Annotated in this window: 14 protein-coding genes; 6 read left to right on the top strand and 8 right to left on the bottom strand. The window is 44.1% G+C overall.

Features of this window, described 5'->3' with window-relative positions:
• Positions 1-33 precede the first annotated feature (33 nt).
• A complete protein-coding gene (locus V7K15_RS19680) occupies positions 34-1,161 on the bottom strand; it encodes a Rid family detoxifying hydrolase (protein ID WP_334907881.1) in 1,128 nt (375 codons plus the stop codon).
• Between the two features lie 109 nt (positions 1,162-1,270).
• Positions 1,271-1,702: an NUDIX hydrolase gene (locus V7K15_RS19675; RefSeq protein WP_334907879.1), complete on the bottom strand. Its 432-nt coding sequence runs from the start codon at positions 1,700-1,702 to the stop codon at positions 1,271-1,273.
• 235 nt (positions 1,703-1,937) lie between these two features.
• Here V7K15_RS19675 and malQ point away from each other — a divergent pair, with 235 nt between their 5' ends.
• The gene (gene malQ, locus V7K15_RS19670) at positions 1,938-3,446 is read left to right on the top strand and encodes a 4-alpha-glucanotransferase (RefSeq protein ID WP_334907877.1); all 1,509 of its coding nucleotides are present in this window, start codon (positions 1,938-1,940) and stop codon (positions 3,444-3,446) included.
• A gap of 101 nt (positions 3,447-3,547) precedes the next feature.
• Here malQ and V7K15_RS19665 read toward each other — a convergent pair whose 3' ends face one another.
• Both V7K15_RS19665 and V7K15_RS19660 read right to left on the bottom strand, forming a co-directional pair.
• Positions 3,548-4,360, bottom strand: a complete 813-nt coding sequence (locus tag V7K15_RS19665) for a helix-turn-helix domain-containing protein (RefSeq protein WP_334907875.1) — start codon at positions 4,358-4,360, stop codon at positions 3,548-3,550.
• A gap of 29 nt (positions 4,361-4,389) precedes the next feature.
• Positions 4,390-5,148, bottom strand: a complete 759-nt coding sequence (locus tag V7K15_RS19660; RefSeq protein WP_334907873.1) for a pseudouridine synthase — start codon at positions 5,146-5,148, stop codon at positions 4,390-4,392.
• Positions 5,149-5,250: 102 nt separating this feature from the next.
• On the opposite strand from V7K15_RS19660, the gene V7K15_RS19655 reads away from it, so the two are divergent.
• Positions 5,251-5,964: an LmeA family phospholipid-binding protein gene (locus V7K15_RS19655; RefSeq protein ID WP_334907871.1), complete on the top strand. Its 714-nt coding sequence runs from the start codon at positions 5,251-5,253 to the stop codon at positions 5,962-5,964.
• Between the two features lie 288 nt (positions 5,965-6,252).
• Here the strand turns inward: V7K15_RS19655 and V7K15_RS19650 are convergent, their stop codons facing one another.
• Together V7K15_RS19650 and cbiT are read right to left on the bottom strand one after the other, a co-directional pair.
• Positions 6,253-7,140 carry a phosphatidate cytidylyltransferase gene (locus V7K15_RS19650; RefSeq protein ID WP_334908073.1) on the bottom strand — a complete coding sequence of 296 codons (888 nt, stop codon included), beginning with the start codon at positions 7,138-7,140 and terminating at the stop codon, positions 6,253-6,255.
• A gap of 226 nt (positions 7,141-7,366) precedes the next feature.
• On the bottom strand, positions 7,367-7,969 hold the full coding sequence (gene cbiT, locus V7K15_RS19645; RefSeq protein WP_334907869.1) for a precorrin-6Y C5,15-methyltransferase subunit CbiT: 603 nt from the start codon (positions 7,967-7,969) through the stop codon (positions 7,367-7,369).
• A 94-nt stretch (positions 7,970-8,063) separates the two neighbouring features.
• Between cbiT and V7K15_RS19640 the strand changes: the two genes are divergently transcribed.
• The 3 genes from V7K15_RS19640 (at position 8,064) to tatA (ending at position 11,215) form a co-directional block, all read left to right on the top strand.
• Positions 8,064-9,467, top strand: coding sequence for a serine/threonine protein kinase (locus V7K15_RS19640; RefSeq protein WP_334908071.1), 1,404 nt, complete (start codon positions 8,064-8,066; stop codon positions 9,465-9,467).
• Positions 9,468-9,798: 331 nt separating this feature from the next.
• Positions 9,799-10,881 (top strand): DNA-methyltransferase, encoded by a 1,083-nt coding sequence (locus V7K15_RS19635; RefSeq protein WP_334907867.1) that lies wholly within the window; start codon positions 9,799-9,801, stop codon positions 10,879-10,881.
• A gap of 160 nt (positions 10,882-11,041) precedes the next feature.
• Positions 11,042-11,215, top strand: a complete 174-nt coding sequence (gene tatA / locus V7K15_RS19630) for a twin-arginine translocase TatA/TatE family subunit (RefSeq protein WP_334907865.1) — start codon at positions 11,042-11,044, stop codon at positions 11,213-11,215.
• Between the two features lie 52 nt (positions 11,216-11,267).
• Here tatA and cphA read toward each other — a convergent pair whose 3' ends face one another.
• Together cphA and V7K15_RS19620 are read right to left on the bottom strand one after the other, a co-directional pair.
• The gene (gene cphA / locus V7K15_RS19625) at positions 11,268-13,973 is read right to left on the bottom strand and encodes a cyanophycin synthetase (protein ID WP_334908069.1); all 2,706 of its coding nucleotides are present in this window, start codon (positions 13,971-13,973) and stop codon (positions 11,268-11,270) included.
• 173 nt (positions 13,974-14,146) lie between these two features.
• Complete coding sequence (locus V7K15_RS19620; protein ID WP_334907863.1) at positions 14,147-15,010, bottom strand: cyanophycinase; 864 nt, start codon at positions 15,008-15,010, stop codon at positions 14,147-14,149.
• 538 nt (positions 15,011-15,548) lie between these two features.
• On the opposite strand from V7K15_RS19620, the gene trmD reads away from it, so the two are divergent.
• Entirely contained in the window at positions 15,549-16,247 is a 699-nt protein-coding gene (gene trmD, locus V7K15_RS19615) for a tRNA (guanosine(37)-N1)-methyltransferase TrmD (protein ID WP_334907861.1), read from the top strand.
• Positions 16,248-17,085 lie beyond the last annotated feature (838 nt).

Below are 17,085 nucleotides of genomic sequence, written 5' to 3'. Positions count from 1 at the left end.
ACCGTTAAAATTTTGCTCATTGTTCTATTTTTCCTAACCGCTAATCACCGCGATCGCATCAATTTCTACTAAGACATCTTTAGGTAAGCGCGATACCTGGACACAAGCCCGTGCTGGGGCTGTGTCTTCCGGGAAATATTTAGCATAGACGGCATTAACTGCCGCGAAATCATTCATATCAGCGAGAAATACTGTGGTTTTCACTACATCTTGAAAAGTCGCACCAGATGCTGTGAGAATGGCTTCCAGATTAGCTAATACCTGCTCAGTTTGCTTTTTGACATCATCAGTGTAGACGACATCACCAAGGCGGGGATCGATGGCAATTTGTCCAGCTATGAATAGAAATTGACCAGAAGCTGCGATCGCTTGATTATAAGGGCCAACTGGTGCGGGTGCGTTATCAGTATTAATTACTTTACGGGTCATAGATATTACTTTCTCTAACGATGTTTCCTGTTTACCGATTTCACCCTCAGAAGCGATCGGTTTGTAAACCTCTCCATCTGGCATTATCGCACCCGTCAGGTCTGCATCTTTAAAAGTTGCGCCATAGATATTTGCCCCCGTTAGATTTGCCTTCTTCAGGTTTGCACCATTAAAATTTGCCATCATCAAGTTTGCATTTGAAAGACAGGCTCTTTCTAGATTTGCTCCTTTTAGACAGGTGTTTCTGAGATTTGCTTGTTCTAGGAATACCCCAACTAAATCGGCCTCAGCTAAATTTATTCCTGACAAATTAGATTTTTCTAAACTAACTCCCCGGAGTATAGCTTTATGGAGATTTGCACCTTGAAAATTTACTCCAGTTAGTTTTACCTGAGTAAAGTTCGCTCCAGTCAAGTCTGCTCCAGTCAAATTTGCTCCAGTCAAATTTGCATAACTTAGGTCTGAATGGTTAAGGTCTGCCCAACTTAAATTAATTGATTCACCTTGCACCCACATCAAATTTGAACTTCTTAGGGATGCCCTGGAAAAGCCTGTTTGCCAAAGGTTAGCTTTTATTAACGTTGCATCACTCAAATCTGCCCCATTTAAATTTGCTTTGTGTAGCTCTATCTGAGTTAAATCTGCACCTTTAAAGTCAACTCCTCTAAGATTTGCAGAATGAAATTTCCGTTCCCCTGCGGCATATTTCTCCAAAAGTGTTTCAGCATCCATAATGCACCTTTAAATACCATTGACACAGTATAATCACAAAAACTTTGTGTCACAGGTATTCCTCTCCCCTCTTCCTTGGCGTCCTTGGCGTCTTGGCGGTTCGTTCCTCTTACCCCAACCTCGGACGTATCCCATAATGTCGATATCGCCAATAATCGCGCAAAATGCGATCGTGGTCAAAACATAAATTACCAGGCACACGCCAAGACTCAAAAACTCCTACACCCTTAGCATCATCCCCAGCCACAACTTCTCCCGTAGCTGTCGCTAAAAACACAATACTAATAGTATGCTGACGGGGATCGCGATCGGGGTCAGAATACACCAGTAATTGTTCAACCAACTCCACCTGCAAACCCGTTTCTTCCTCAGCTTCTCGCCGCGCCGCCACTTCTACAGATTCCCCATAATCCACAAAACCACCAGGAATAGCCCAACCTAAAGGTAGATTATGTCTTTCAATTAACACTATTGGCCGATGAGGTCGGTCTACTAATTCAATGATGATATCAACTGTCGGTGTAGGATTTCGGTAAGTCATAGTTATTAGTCATTAGTCATTGGTCACTTGTACTGAGCGTACCCCTTCGGGGAAGCAAGCTACGCGTAGCGTCTCTACGAGAAGCCGTTGGCGCAGCCTCTCGTAGAGAAGTATTAGTCATTAGTTAATCAACCAAAGACAAATGACAATCAACATGAGTTTACTTGATTTACCCTGCAAATACTGTTCCGTGATAGATTGATGCGATCGCTTCTTCCCATAATTCAGGTTAAATATGCCTTTTCCTAGATCCAGTGGCATTTTGCTGCATCCTACCTCCTTTCCCAGTCGATTTGGCGTTGGAGATTTAGGCTTAGAAGCCTATCGCTTCATCGATTTTCTCAAAGAGAGCCATCAACAATATTGGCAAGTTTTACCGTTAGGTCCGACTGGCTACGGCAATTCTCCGTATATGTGCTACTCCGCAATGGCGGGAAATCCCCTGCTAATTAGCCCCGAAAAACTCTTAGAAGACGGTTTGCTATCTGAAGAAGACTTTGCAAATTTACCAGGATTTCCGGTAGAAAAGGTAGATTTCGAGCAGGTTGTGCCGATTAAGATTGGGCTACTCAAAAAAGCCTGTGAAAACTTTAGAGTCAATGCTACGCCTATCCAGCATAAAGAGTTTGAGGGTTTTTGCGACAGTAAAGCCTATTGGCTAGATAATTACGCCTTATTTATGGCGCTCAAAGATGCCAACGACAATGGAAACTGGTATACATGGGAGCCAGAAATTGTCAAGCGTGATCCCCAAGCATTGGATCAAGTACAGGATCGGCTCAAGGAAGAGATTTTTTATTACAAGTTCATCCAATTTGAGTTTTTCCGCCAGTGGTCAGAATTGAAAAGCTACGCCAATATGCGCGGCATTGACATTATCGGCGATATCCCCATTTATGTAGCTCATGATAGCGCTGACGTGTGGGCGCATCCCGACATCTTTTGCTTAGACAAAGAGACAGGAGCTGCTGCCCAAATGGCAGGAGTTCCACCAGATTACTTTAGCGCCACCGGTCAATTGTGGGGAAACCCCGTTTATAACTGGGAGGAATTGCAAAAACAAGATTTTAAATGGTGGGTACAGCGCTTTGAAGCAATGCTGGATTATGTAGATATAATTCGCATTGACCACTTTCGGGGCTTCGAGGCTTATTGGTCAGTAGCCCAAGGTGAAGAAACTGCTATGAATGGCAAATGGGTCCAAGCGCCTGGAGATGCTTTTTTTGAAGTGATTAGGCAGAAGTTGGGCAAACTACCCGTTTTAGCCGAGGATTTGGGAGTAATTACACCAGAGGTAGAAGCGCTGCGAGACAAGTATGAATTTCCAGGGATGAAAATTTTGCAGTTTGCCTTTGGTTCTGATCCCGCTAATCCCTTTTTACCATTCAATTACCCCAGAAATGCTGTAGTCTACACCGGCACTCACGATAATGACACAACTGTAGGCTGGTTCAATTCCGCTAACGACAACGAAAAGCAAAACCTCTTGCTTTATTTAGGTTCTATTAGTCCTGAAGGCATCCACTGGGATTTAATTCGCCTAGCTTTGAGTTCCATAGCCAACCAAGCGATTATTCCTTTGCAAGATATTTTGGGATTAGGAAACGAAGCGCGGATGAATTTTCCCAGTGTTGCTGAGGGGAACTGGGAGTGGCGCTATCAAACAGCAGGGTTGACAGAGGAATTAGGCGATCGCTTAAAAGTTCTTACCAGACTTAATGGACGCGCCCCACAAGCCCAGTGAGGAGATAAGGGAGACAAGGGAGATAAGGGAGACAAGGGAGACAAGGAAGACAAGGAAGAGGGAGGAGTAAATGCCTCCTTGTCCTCCTTGTCCTCCTCATCTCAAAACTTAGGTTTAGCAGCAATCCTAATTTCTTCCTCTTTCCCCGGCTCTCCCATTTCCTTAGCTTTCTCTTGATTGACGCTCATCAATACACCACCAGCATTATCAGTTTTCACTGTCAGTTGCTGTTGGGCTTTCCAAGTTCGGTGAGTTCCCTCTGGCAGAATACCTTCAAACTCGGTTTTGCCATCGACTACTACGCGAATCCAAGATGACGCTTTCAAGGTGACACCAATCTGTACAGCCTGTCCCTGGTGGACTTTGCTAAGGCGATCGCTGATCGGTTCAACCTCAACTGGCTCTTTTCGTTGGGCTATTTCTGGTTTAACACCGGACTTTTGTTTTTGGTACGGCTGGTTTTGGCTATTACTTGCTTGTAGTACAGCATTATTTAATAACTGAGATAAGCCATTTACAGAGCAGAAAATTAGCAATATGTAAAGAAAGTAAAGATGAATTGGACGTAATTGACTCAGGGGTGAAATATTCCCTATACCTTGGGAGTTTACTGGTGTAGAAGTGATCGGAAAAGTGCCAGAAAATTCTACTCCATTCAAGCCGAGTGCTTCGGAAAATTGCCTGATCAAACCCTGAATATAAATTGGTTCTGGCAGTTCCTTTAAATTACCTTCTTCGATCGCCTGCAATAATCGCCGGGGAATCCTGGTCAATACAACCACTTGCTCTAAAGATAAGCCTTGTGCTTGACGCAATGCCAAAAGTCTAGCGCCTAATTCTGCCAACTTTTCAGATCGTTGTTGCTCTAATGAAAGTGGTGGCTGGTGATTATTTTTCTTTCTTGGCCATTTCATGCCTGCTGACGCTCCTTAATTCCACTGAATCAATAATTAGGTTGTATTATTTGCTCTTGCAAAAAGTGAATCTCATCATCTTTGAGGAAACGATATTTACCCTCCTCTAAAAAGGGTTCTTTTGAAGTTTGTAATTGAATTGAACCGATCGCAGTCCGATGCAGTTTGATTACTGGGTATCCTAACTGTTGGGCTATACGGCGAATTTGGCGATTTCTTCCCTCCTGCAACACTATTTCTAAAAAGCTTTGCTCGGCACAATGTTCTATTAGCTGTACCTTAGCAGCCCTAGTTTTTCTACCCTCCAACATCACACCCTGGCGCCACATTTGTAGTACTGCTTCTGGAGGATGTCCTTTGACCAAAACACGATATGTCTTGGAAATACTGTGACGTGGATGGGTTAGTCCAAATGTCAGTTCTCCGTCATTTGTCAGGATTAATGCTCCTGTAGAGTCTGCATCTAAACGTCCAACTGGGTGAATACCGGAACCTTCTCGTAATTCTTTAGGTAGTAGATCCAGAACTGTCGGTCTGCTCTGGGGGTCGTCGCAAGTCGAAACTACTCCCGCAGGTTTGTGTAGCAATAAATATATTAAAGCCGGACGGTGCTTTACGGATATGGGTTTACCATCGATTGCGATCGCATCTTTTTGGGGATCAACTTTTTGACCTAAATGTGCCAATTCTCCATTGATCCGTACCCGTGAGTGCCTAATCATTTCTTCGGCTTCCCGACGTGAGGCAATACCCCATTGAGCGAGAATTTTTTGTAACCGTGCCTCCATGTGGAAATTGCTTATTTACTGTTAACAATTAAATGATATTTGCATTTTGTAGTGAGTAGGCATAAATGTTACATTTAAAGCTTGTTTAATTAAATTGGTTAAATGCCAGAGCGAAATTTTCCACCAACAAATCCAAGTAAAATCCGCATAATTACGCAGGTACTCACAACAGCATTAAAGCTGTGGTTAAGAGCGCAAGTCAGCCAAATATCGGAATTAAAAGTGGAGATGAAAGCGAGCGATCGCCAAATTATCTCTGGGCGCATCCCTTCGGTATCTATTTTTGCTACTCATGCAGTTTATCAAGGTCTCCTGATTACACAAATTCAATTAATGGCAGAAAATATTCGGATAAATATCGGCTCGGTACTCAAGGGACAACCTTTGCGACTGTTAGAAACAGTACCAGTAGTTGGCGATTTGATCGTAGACGAGAAGGATCTGAATGCTTCTCTCTCATCTGACTTATTATCTACTGCTTTGAGTGATCTATTGGTTAAGGTTTTACCAACAGATTGCCCACAGTTACAACCAATTAATTGGCAAGAAATTATCCTTGAGAATAATCAAATTATACTCCGAGGCATGAGAGGAACCAATAGTGAAACCACACCTTTAGAGATTTGTCTGGGCTTACGGTTAATCAGTGGGCATGAGTTGCAAGTAACACATATCCCAATCAAGCCCGACCAGGGAGATATATTAGAGGACAATCATGAGTACAATCTGGATCTTGGCTCAGATGTCGATATCCAAGAACTAACGCTGATCCCAGGCAAGCTGGTGTGCCGTGGACGGATTAACGTTAATCCTTGATGATTACGGATTAAAAAATACTAATAACCTATTTTAAATGATCTGGTGCCTCTCGAAACAAGAGTGGGGAGTGGGCTTGCCGTGAGCGTAGCCGAATGGGAGTGGGGAAGATAAGGGGGATGAGGGAGAAATAACCAATGCCCAATACTTCTCTACGAGAGGCTGCACTTCGGCAAGGCTCAGTGACCACGCCAACGACGTCGCTACCTCTCTACGAGACGCTCCGCGAACGACTTCGCTCGGCACAAGTCAGTACAAGTCAGTACAAGTGCCCAATGCTCAGCTCACCTATTTGCTAAGTAGTGGCAATAATAGTGTCACAAAATAGTAAACCAAGGGAGCTGTGAAAATATAACTATCGGTACGGTCTAAAATACCACCGTGACCGGGGATTAATTGTCCAGAATCTTTGACTCCAGCATCCCGCTTGAGCATAGATTCGGTAAGATCCCCTAAAATACTAGCAATGCCAATCAGCAAACCCAATGCTAAACCAGTGAAGGGGGATTTAGGCAAATGTAGATAATCGGCTCCTGCTATGGCTACGGCAACACTGGAGATGATGCCAAAGACAGCACCTTCTACAGTTTTTTTCGGGCTAATCTCAGACAGACGGGTTTTACCAAAGAATTTGCCAATGGTGTAAGCACCGATATCGGCTGCCCAAATACACAAAAAAGTCAGCAGTGTTGCTGTAAAACCTTGTGGTAAAGAAGTGGAATTTGCTTTTTCCCAGAAATCTGTCCAGGTTGTAGGCCAGTAACCTCCGAAAGGGAGATTGCTAAAAGCTGCACTATCAATTGCTCGTAACCGCACCCAATAACTCGGTAAATAACCTACGTAAAATAGCCCCATAATAGAAGCGGAAACATCAGCGATCGTGGCAAATTTGGGTTGAAACAGCAGGTAAAAACAAATAAGTGTGCCAGCTATTGGCATCACAGCATCAGCTAAACTGCCATTTAGGGTACAAATCACCAGCAAGACTTGGCTAGCAATCATTGTGGTTTTAGCAGCAGGAGTAATGCCTCTGGCTCGCACCAAATTAAAATATTCCTGTTGACCCAAAAAGACGATAACCGCAAACATGATGGTAAAGTACCAACCCCCCAAAAGGGTAACAGAAAGAGCAAGAGCGATCGCAACAATTCCACTAATAATCCGAGACCAAGGCATAGAAGTATTAAATATTGGGCATTGAGCATTGGGCATTGGGCATTGGGCATTGGGCATTGGGCATTGGGCATTGGACATTGGGCATTGGACATTGGGCATTGGACATTAATTAATTATTTTTTCTTCCCCTGCTTCCGTGTTTTCCCTACTCCCCCTACTTCCTCATCTCCGTTTTCCCCCTTGCTTTGCCCCCTCTTCCAATGCCCCATGCCCTATGCCCTATTCTCTAATCCAGTTTCTCACCACTGAGGATAAAAATCGGATCAACGGCGGTAAAGGTTTGAGAAAAGCCGCGCGTCTCTAGGCGGTTAACCGCAGACTGGACGACTTCGATATTTCTAGCCCTTAACAGGGAAAAGCTCTGGGAAATAGCATACAGACTTTCTAGATTAGCAGCTGTGGCTACAACCCGACCGGATGGTGGCAAATACTGCCAAGCAGCTTGCAGAATTTCTTGAATAGGGCGTCCTCCCTCAATACAAACGCGGTGAGGAGCAACTTTGAGGTCATGCAAACACTCTGGGGCACTACCTTCAATAACTTCGACATTCTTGACTTCAAAGCGATCGCAGTTTCGCTTAATTAGATTAGCTACTTCTTCATCCCTTTCTATGGCAATAATCTGTCCGCCTGGACACAATAGCCCCACCTCTACCGGAATTGTACCCGTCCCTGCGCCAATATCCCACAACACAGAATCTGATTTTAGCCGCAGTTGGGCAATTAATAGTAGTCGGACTTCTCGCTGGCTCAGGGGAATCCCTGGCAAATGTTCAAACAATTCATCGGGAATACCAGGGGAAATATAAGGCCAAAGTTGGGAGGGCATAGAACTACGCAATTATACTAAAGATATCGGTTTGCCAAATTGAAAAGCCATAAGCTATAAAAACTTTTCAACCCTAGCATTATCAGAAACCATGATGATTGACGAAATATTAGGCGATCGCTACAAAGTTCAGCAGCTATTAGGAAAAAAAGCAGGGCGGCGGACGCTGTTAGCTTGTGATTTGAAAACTCAGGAATTAGTTGTCATTAAGTTACTCTCTTTTGGTGGTGACTTTGAGTGGGATTCACTCAAGCTGTTTGAGCGGGAAGCCGAAACTTTAAAAAACTTAACACATCCCTTAATTCCTCGCTATTTAAACTATTTTGAGGTAAATTTACCAACCATTAAAGGATTTGCCCTAGTACAAACTTATATTCCTGCACAAACTTTAGAGCAATACTTACAAAGTGGGCGAACTTTTACAGAAGCAGAAGTCAAACAGATAGCCAAAGCACTTTTAGAGATTCTCATTTACTTACATGGGCTGTATCCGCCTGTAATTCACCGTGATATTAAGCCTAGCAATATTTTATTGGGCGATCGCTCTGGTAATAGTATCGGTCAAGTTTACCTAGTAGATTTTGGTTCAGTGCAGACTGTCCTCGCCACGGAAAGCGGTACAAGAACTGTGGTAGGAACTTACGGATATATGCCACCCGAACAATTTGGCGGACGCACTGTTGCAGCATCTGACCTTTATAGTTTAGGTGCAACTTTAATTTATTTAGTGACGGGTACTTACCCTGCCGATTTACCCCAAAAGGATTTTCGGATTCAGTTTGAACAAGCGGCTAATCTCAGTCCCAGCTTTAGCAATTGGTTGAGATGGATGATTGAACCCAGTTTAGAACGGCGTTTGAGTTCTGCTGCTCAAGCGATCGCCGCCTTAGAGAAACCACAACTGACAAACTCACCTGCTTTGAGTGTTGGCAAACCAGATGGGAGTAAGATTCAACTAACCAAAAATGGGAATTCTCTAGAAATTATCGTTCCACCGACTGGTTTTGATTCATCAATAGTACTCACAGGTTTATTTGCGATCATCTGGAATTCATTTATCTTATTTTGGACAATTGGCGCACTCTCGGCACCTTTTCCTGTCAACATTCCCTTTGCCTTGTTTTCACTTCCTTTTTGGGGTGCTGGCTTTTTCATGGTGTATAAATTTCTCTTTCATTTATTTGGACGCATCTGTTTACGCCTGAATCCAGAACAAATTACCCTAACCTGGAAGTTGTTTGCTTGGAAATTTTATCGTCCCCGTGCCTCGCCAAGAAAAAGTATTACTAAGTTGGTTTACATTCCAAAACATTTTTCTAAAGACTCTGAAGGCACTAGAATTGCCGTTCCAGCACAATTGGATATTTGGGTAGGAGTAAAAAAATATCAACTTGGTGGTATTAGTGGTGCTATCAAATCTGAAGCGGAACTGGAATGGCTAGCTAATGAATTAAGCGATTGGTTAGGTTTGCCAATTACCAATCCAATTAGAAATTAGTTGCGCTGATCATTGCTTTGTTCAAAATGTTCAGTTCTGTCTCTACCATCCTCAATATAGAACTTATGTACTATATAAAACTTATGTACTATTATTAGTGCAGATACTTGGCACATTACCCTATAGCATTTCCTAATCATATAAGGTACATCATAGCCCCCTCATCGCTTGCTCTTAGGGGGTTGGGGGTGGGGTTCTTGTACCTCACAAGGGCCGAGAACCGCTATATTCATCCAGCAAATTGATCAAAAAAAATAGCTAACAGTTGGAAAACTTATGCTTTTATGGATAATACTGTCTTTATACGTACAAATGTACTAGCAAAATTTAGATGAGACTTAATTGTAACCCTTACTACGAAACAAAATTTGGTGCTGCTTATTTGGGAAACAGCCTAGAATTAATGCTAGGTATTCCCGACGAAAGTATCGATTTAATTTGTACCTCTCCACCATTTGCACTGGTTCGTAAAAAAGAATACGGAAATGTTGATGCCGATGAATATGTTGAATGGTTTAAAGATTATGCGGCACACTTTTACCGGATTCTTAAACCAACAGGCTCACTGGTTATTGATATAGGTGGCAGTTGGATTAAGGGGATGCCAGTTCGTTCTCTTTATCATTTTGAACTGGTTATTGCTTTGTGCAAAGCAAAAGAAAAAGGCGGACTTGGATTTTATCTGGCACAAGAATTGTATTGGTATAATCCAGCAAAGCTACCCACCCCTGCCGAATGGGTAACAGTTCGCAGGGAAAGAGTTAAAGATTCGGTAAATACAATTTGGTGGCTATCAAAAGAACCGCATCCTAAAGCTAATAACAGAAGGGTTTTAAAGCCTTATAGTGATGCAATGAAAAACCTTCTGAAGAATGGCTATAAACCCAAAATTAGGCCATCGGGTCATGATATTTCCGATAAATTTGGAAAGGACAGGGGAGGAGCTATCCCCCCGAATATTATTGATGGACGTTGTAGTACAGACAAAGAAGAAATAGGGCAACAGACTCTTATACAAGAAACTTTATTTGAAGATTTAATTCAGTCCGTAAATGTAATTTCTGCCTCGAATACTGCTTCCAACGATTATTACCAAAGGCGTTGCAAAGAAGAAGGTTTTAAGCCACACCCTGCAAGATTTCCTCAAGCTTTACCAGAGTTTGTCATCAACCTTTGTACAGAACTAGGTGATATTGTTTTAGAACCTTTTGCTGGTTCTAATATGACAGGTCGAGTTGCAGAAACTTTACAAAGGCGCTGGTTAGCTTTTGAAATTGATGAAGACTACATCAAAAGCTCAAAACTGAGATTTGAAGAAAATGCTCCTTTGGTTGTTGAACCTCCAGCAGATTTACCACCAATAGCGACAGAAAATGCAGATAAGAACCAGTCAGTACAGTTAGGACTGTTTTAAAAAAGGCTTTCTCAAATTAAGACGACAAAAGACTTTTTTATATTTATATTGATTTATACCCTGTTTCTGCAAGAGGGTTGAGCGCTTATCACAGATAAACTCATCGGATTTGAGCCATGAATGTCTATATTTAATTACAGATGCCTTAGAGGAAATTTATATGTTTGGACTGGGATGGCCAGAAATCGCTGTAATTAGCATAGTCGCTGTTCTAATTTTTGGGCCGAAAAAAATTCCCGAACTGGGAACTGCACTGGGCAAAACCCTACGAGGTTTTAAGGAGGAGATAAAAACCCCCAGTGAGGAAACCAATCAGGAAGAAGAAAAACAATGATAAAAGGAGTCAGAATACAGGAGTCAGTGCGTTGGCTCCTCCTGATTCCTGACTACAGCAAGGTATTAACAACAGAAGAAGGTGTGATCCCATTTTGGGAATCGACAATAGTTGTGCCGGGATTTTGTAGGTGAGTCTCTTCCTTCGCTAAACCACGCAGCTTAATTAACTTAATAGCGCGAGTAACGCTTTCTGGCAAAATTACCACCAGACTGTTATCAGGAGCCATGTCTAAGCCTTTATTTATCGCTTGAGTTTCATCCAGAATTGCTTCATAGCGGCTATCAGGCTTAACTTGGGTGATGCCCTGAATAATCAACTGGGCGGCTGATCCCCGTAAACGTCCCCGTGTGTCATCGTCTTCTTTGATGATGATGTAATCAAAAATTTGTGCTGCTAATTTGCCCAAAGTCACAAAGTCTTCGTCGCGGCGATCGCCAGGGCCACCAATTACGCCAATCCGTTGTCCTGTAGTCCAGTTCCGCACAAAGGAACCTACAGCTTCGTAACTGGCTGCGTTGTGGGCATAGTCTACCAAAGCGTGGTAGTTGCCTAAATTAAATAGATTCATCCGTCCTGGCGTTTGACTAACTGAAGCCCGGAAGGTCTTCAAACCAGCCCGAATCTGCTCAATTGTGACGTTTTGCACGAATGCTGCCAAACTTGCAGCTAAAGCGTTGGCAATCATAAACGGCGCACGTCCACCCATTGTTAAAGGTATATTTTCTGCTCTTTCTATCCGGTGTGTCCAATCACCTTTAACAATTGACAAATAGCCATTTTCATATACTGCCGCGACTCCACCCTTTTGGATGTGCTTTCGCACCAATTCCGAGTCGGGGTTCATGGTGAAGTAAGCAATATTGGCCTTAGTTTTTTCTGACATGGCGGCGACGCGGCGATCGTCGGCATTGAGTACCGCATAGCCATCAGGGAATACAGCTTCCGCTACTACACTCTTGAGGTTAGCTAACTGCTCAATCGTATCTATATCGCCTATTCCTAAGTGGTCGGAGGCTACATTTAATACTACACCAACATTTGCTGCTTCAAAGCCCAATCCAGACCTGAGAATGCCACCGCGAGCCGTTTCCAGTACTGCTACTTCCACTGTGGGATCTTGGAGGATGACCTGGGCACTTTGAGGGCCTGTGTTATCGCCAGCTTCTACTAAGTAATCACCGATGTATGTCCCATCGGTAGTCGTATACCCTACTACCTTACCAGTCTGCTTATAAATATGTGCTAGTAGTCGGGTAGTAGTGGTTTTGCCATTAGTACCCGTGACGCTGACGATTGGAATTTGGCTAGATTGCTCGTTAGGAAACAGCATATCCATCACTGCGCCAGCGACGTTGCGGGGAATACCCACGCTTGGGGCGACGTGCATTCGGAAGCCGGGAGCGGCGTTAACTTCCACAATCACGCCATCCACTTCCCGCAGAGGACGGCTAATATCCGTGGTGACAATATCGAGTCCAGCGATATCCAAACCGATAATTTTGACTACCCGTTGTGCCAACCAGAGATTTTCTGGGTGAATTTCATCGGTACGGTCTACAGCACTACCACCTGTACTCAAGTTTGCCGTTGCCCTGAGATAACAAATAGTCCCTTTGGGTGGCACGCTATTTAGGGTATAGCCTTGCCTTTCTAGCAGCTGGTAGCTAGTGCGGTCTAGTTCAATCTTGGTCAGGACGTTATCATGTCCTTCACCGCGATTTGGGTCAAGGTTTGTTTCCTCAATCAGTTCGGCGATCGTGGATCTGCCGTTGCCAATCACATGAGCCGGGACGCGTTCGGCTACTGCTACTAATTTGCCATTTACCACCAGTACTCTGTGGTCGCGCCCAACGTAATATCTTTCAACAATAATTGACCGGGAAACCTGTCTGGCAGCTTCGTATCCGGCTTCAGCTTCTTCCCAAGTTCTGATATCAATAGTGATCCCACGTCCATGATTGCCATCCAGGGGCTTGATGACGATGGGATAGCCGCCAACTAATTCCAGGGCTTGCTCCAAATCGTCTAAGAAGTTGATCACTGTACCTTTGGGGACTGGCGCACCAGCCGCCGCGAGGATGCGTTTAGTGGCTTCTTTGTCGCAAGCTAGCTCTACGCCCAGAATGCTGGTGTTGTCGGTCATTGTGGCCTGCATCCGCTTCTGATTCACGCCGTAGCCTAGCTGAATCAAAAAGCGGGCTTCCAGAGACATCCAGGGAATACCTCTTTTTTCTGCTTCTTTGATGATCGCTTCTGTGGAAGGGCCTAAGGAAGCATCACGGGTGAAGTCTTTCAGGTCTTGGATATCTTGCTCTAGTTCTGCCTTGGGATAACGGCCTCGATCAACGATACTCTGGCACAGGCGCACTGCTGCTCGTCCAGCGTAGCGTCCCGCTTCCTCATTCAGGTACTCGATCACGACTTGATAAATTCCGGGTGTGGCAGTTTCGCGGGTGCGACCAAAGCCGACATGCATCCCAGCTAATTCCTGGAGTTCTAAGGCTACGTGTTCCACGATATGGCCGATCATAGTGCCTTCTTTGACTCGCATCAGAAAACCACCACGACAGCCAGGCGAACAATAATGACCCTCCAGACTCGGCAGCGCCTCAACTAATCCTTCATAAAAGCCGGGGATTTCATTCGAGGGTGTCTCGCCAAGGGTTTCTAAATCGAGGCGCATGACGATCAGCTTGTGGCGTCGAATGCTCCAATAGTTTGGGCCGCGTAAGGTCTGGATCTTGAGGATTCTCATGGGAATAGGTAGATGGAGATTCGGAACCAAAATTCTAGTTTCTTACTGAAATTGACCGCTAAACTGTTTACAATGAACAGTTTTTTCTTTTTACATCGTATTCTGATCATTTTTCTGCAACAAGAAATAATAATGTGCGGTCAACTCAGTGTAACCTCAGATACTCTATCCCGTCAGATGGAGATTCGGTGTACAGCAGGCAATACAGTGCGCTGATACAAGTGGAAGCGATCGCCGTAGCTGAGGATATGGAGACGTAAATTATGCACGGTTAACGGTTCATTAGCACCAACATAGGGTTCGTTGGTGTGAGTGAGTTCAGTGGGATCGACAATTGTAACACTGCCTTTGCCCATAACTTGTAGCCAACCATCACGTTCAAATACTGCACAAGTATCTTCGTCAATACCAATACCTAAGCGATCGGGGTGAGCTGCGATCGCACTAATCAGTCGCCCCATGCGATTCCGGTTGTGAAAATGTTGGTCAACGATTACTTCGGGAATAAATCCTAAACCAGTTGCCATATCGATTAAGGAACGATTTGGCGACTCTCCACTACCACCGCCAGCAATCATATGATGCCCCATCACTGCCGCTCCTGCACTGGTGCCTGCTAAGGTAAGTTCCCCCGCCCTGACACGCTGTCGAATAATTTCCATTGCTGGGGTATCTGCCAATACGCCACACAGACGCAGCTGGTCTCCTCCTGTCAAAAACACCCCACTACAGGCTTCTAAGGATGCTTTGATCTGGGAAGCTTCACACTGTTCTCGTTCGCGGATGTCTAAAATTTCTACCTTTTGGGCACCCATTTCTTCAAAAATGCGAATATACCGACCACCGATGATGGCGGGTTCGCGTGAGGCAGATGGAATAATTGTAATATAAGCCTTACTAGCACCAGCACGTCCAAAAAAAGTTCGTAGGATTTCGCGCCCATGAACTTTATCTTCTGCGCCTCCGATAACCAGAACGGCGGTTTTAGTTGCTTGAGGTGTCCTCATTTCTAGCGATTTAGCTTGTAATTGCGGCATTTGGTTTCTCCTGTCAACAACTTCAGGTGAATTTAACAAGGATCAGTAGCAGCCATGATTTTTGCGCTTGGCTTCTTTGAGAGGACACTTTTTAGAAGTTTGGAACAGGGTCAGGCACTCTCCAAATTCTCGTTTAACGCTCGCGTTGCCTGAGTCTAAACGTGTTCGTTCCCCTTCCTCAAAGCCAGCGCCTTGTTTTTCATCTGTCCACTTGCAGCAGGGCAAAATAGTCTTTAAGGGGCTAGATTCCCCCTCTAGGGTTGGGGACGAGCAGATCAGACTATGCTTTTTCGTGAGGCTGGCTCGATGCATCCTGGAAGTTGTTAACTTGATATGATTATTAATTTAAATGTACTTGTGACAACATTTAAACATAAATTAAGTAATTAGAAAAACTTTTGATTCCATCTAAAATCCAAGAGGTCTGGTAGTTTTAGATACTATTGATAAAGTTTAACTGGAGTTTGACCCCACCTCGGCTTGATGGTGTTTGCTAGACATTCAAATTTAAGATTAGTGTCCTCGAATACGAATAACTGTGCGCTTTGATATAGTTACGCTTTTTCCTGACTGTTTTAACTCTGTTCTCAATTCCGGGCTACTCGGTAAAGCCTTAGCCAAACAGATTGCCGAAGTGCATCTGGTTAACCCACGGGACTTTACCACTGACAAGCACCGAAAGGTAGATGATGAACCCTACGGCGGCGGCGTTGGAATGCTAATGAAGCCAGAACCTATTTTTACGGCTGTGGAGTCGCGGCCGATTCTACCCCGAAGAGAAGTAATTTTGATGAGTCCACAGGGTCAAACAATCAATCAAGCTCTTTTGAAAGAATTGGCGACAAATTATGACCAGTTAGTAATTATTTGCGGACATTACGAAGGAGTGGATGAGAGGGTGCTGCATTTGGTAACTCGTGAAGTATCTTTAGGGGATTTTATTCTGACTGGGGGAGAAATTCCAGCAATGGCTTTGATTAATGGCGTCGTGCGGCTCTTACCTGGAACTGTGGCCAAAACTGAGTCCCTGACAGCAGAAAGTTTTGAGGAAGGCTTATTGGACTATCCCCAATATACTCGTCCGGCGAATTTTCGCGGCTTGAAAGTGCCTGATGTCTTGCTCAGTGGGAATCACGCCGCGATCGCGCGGTGGCGTTACGAACAACAAATTCAAAGAACAAGCGATCGCCGCCCTGATCTACTGGAAAAATTGGAACCAGGGGAGCAGGGGGAGTAGGGGAAGCAGCTTTCAAGGGTAAATATTTAAAAAAGGAGCAGAATGTTTTAGTCGACTACTTCCATTAGCGGCAGATGCATCAACTTGCAGCGATCGCTTTCCAGTAATAGCAATAAGTATCGTTTACCGAGGTTGTGGAATTCCGATTGCTGGGAAAATAGTCAAAGCAACCAAACCAGGATGTTGGAAACCTCACTGGAAAGAACTATTTCGTCATATCGAGGACTTAGGCAAACAATAGCCCAAAAAAAAGAATGATTTTTAGGTAGGGGCAATACCCTGCGGTCAGCTAAAGCTACATGAATTGCCCCTGAGCGTCTAGACTGCGTAGGTTGGGTTGAGGAACGTAGCTTTCCTCCCGCAGGGTAACCCAACATTTTCGGGCATTTGTTGGGTTTCACTTCCCTAGGGGACGCTGTTCGCGTTCGTTCAACCCAACCTACTATTATCGTTAACCCAAGCGTATTGACTCCTGAACTCTAGGTGATTTTGACATACCTACCCTTGAAAGCCTACTCCCCAGCCCCCGGTTTGTTTATTTGACCTCATCTAGATCAAAAATTAATTTTTATGAGAAATCCCCTACAAAAATTAGCGATTTGCACCTAATATGATTAAAGGTATGTAAAAAATTGTAAACTTGGTTAACAACCCGGTTAACTTTCTGCTTATAGAAGGCTTTTATCTAGCCATCTATAATACAGATACAACCTGTACTTATAACCATTTGGAGATTTGCTCTCATGACCATCGCAGTTGGACGCGCACCCAGTAGAGGGTGGTTTGACGTTCTAGACGACTGGCTCAAGCGCGATCGCTTCGTATTCGTAGGTTGGTC

The organism is Nostoc sp., assembly GCF_036919815.1.
In the GTDB taxonomy this organism is placed as follows: domain Bacteria; phylum Cyanobacteriota; class Cyanobacteriia; order Cyanobacteriales; family Nostocaceae; genus Nostoc.
Note: the sequence above shows the minus strand (reverse complement) of the source record. Positions and strands in the feature narration are given on the sequence as shown.

Coding starts and splice junctions, on each gene's coding strand:
- V7K15_RS19680 (WP_334907881.1), bottom strand. CDS start 1,161: ATGGATGCTGAAACACTTTTGGAGAAATATGCCGCAGGGGAACGGAAA.
- V7K15_RS19675 (WP_334907879.1), bottom strand. CDS start 1,702: ATGACTTACCGAAATCCTACACCGACAGTTGATATCATCATTGAATTA.
- malQ (WP_334907877.1), top strand. CDS start 1,938: ATGCCTTTTCCTAGATCCAGTGGCATTTTGCTGCATCCTACCTCCTTT.
- V7K15_RS19665 (WP_334907875.1), bottom strand. CDS start 4,360: ATGAAATGGCCAAGAAAGAAAAATAATCACCAGCCACCACTTTCATTA.
- V7K15_RS19660 (WP_334907873.1), bottom strand. CDS start 5,148: ATGGAGGCACGGTTACAAAAAATTCTCGCTCAATGGGGTATTGCCTCA.
- V7K15_RS19655 (WP_334907871.1), top strand. CDS start 5,251: ATGCCAGAGCGAAATTTTCCACCAACAAATCCAAGTAAAATCCGCATA.
- V7K15_RS19650 (WP_334908073.1), bottom strand. CDS start 7,140: ATGCCTTGGTCTCGGATTATTAGTGGAATTGTTGCGATCGCTCTTGCT.
- cbiT (WP_334907869.1), bottom strand. CDS start 7,969: ATGCCCTCCCAACTTTGGCCTTATATTTCCCCTGGTATTCCCGATGAA.
- V7K15_RS19640 (WP_334908071.1), top strand. CDS start 8,064: ATGATTGACGAAATATTAGGCGATCGCTACAAAGTTCAGCAGCTATTA.
- V7K15_RS19635 (WP_334907867.1), top strand. CDS start 9,799: ATGAGACTTAATTGTAACCCTTACTACGAAACAAAATTTGGTGCTGCT.
- tatA (WP_334907865.1), top strand. CDS start 11,042: ATGTTTGGACTGGGATGGCCAGAAATCGCTGTAATTAGCATAGTCGCT.
- cphA (WP_334908069.1), bottom strand. CDS start 13,973: ATGAGAATCCTCAAGATCCAGACCTTACGCGGCCCAAACTATTGGAGC.
- V7K15_RS19620 (WP_334907863.1), bottom strand. CDS start 15,010: ATGCCGCAATTACAAGCTAAATCGCTAGAAATGAGGACACCTCAAGCA.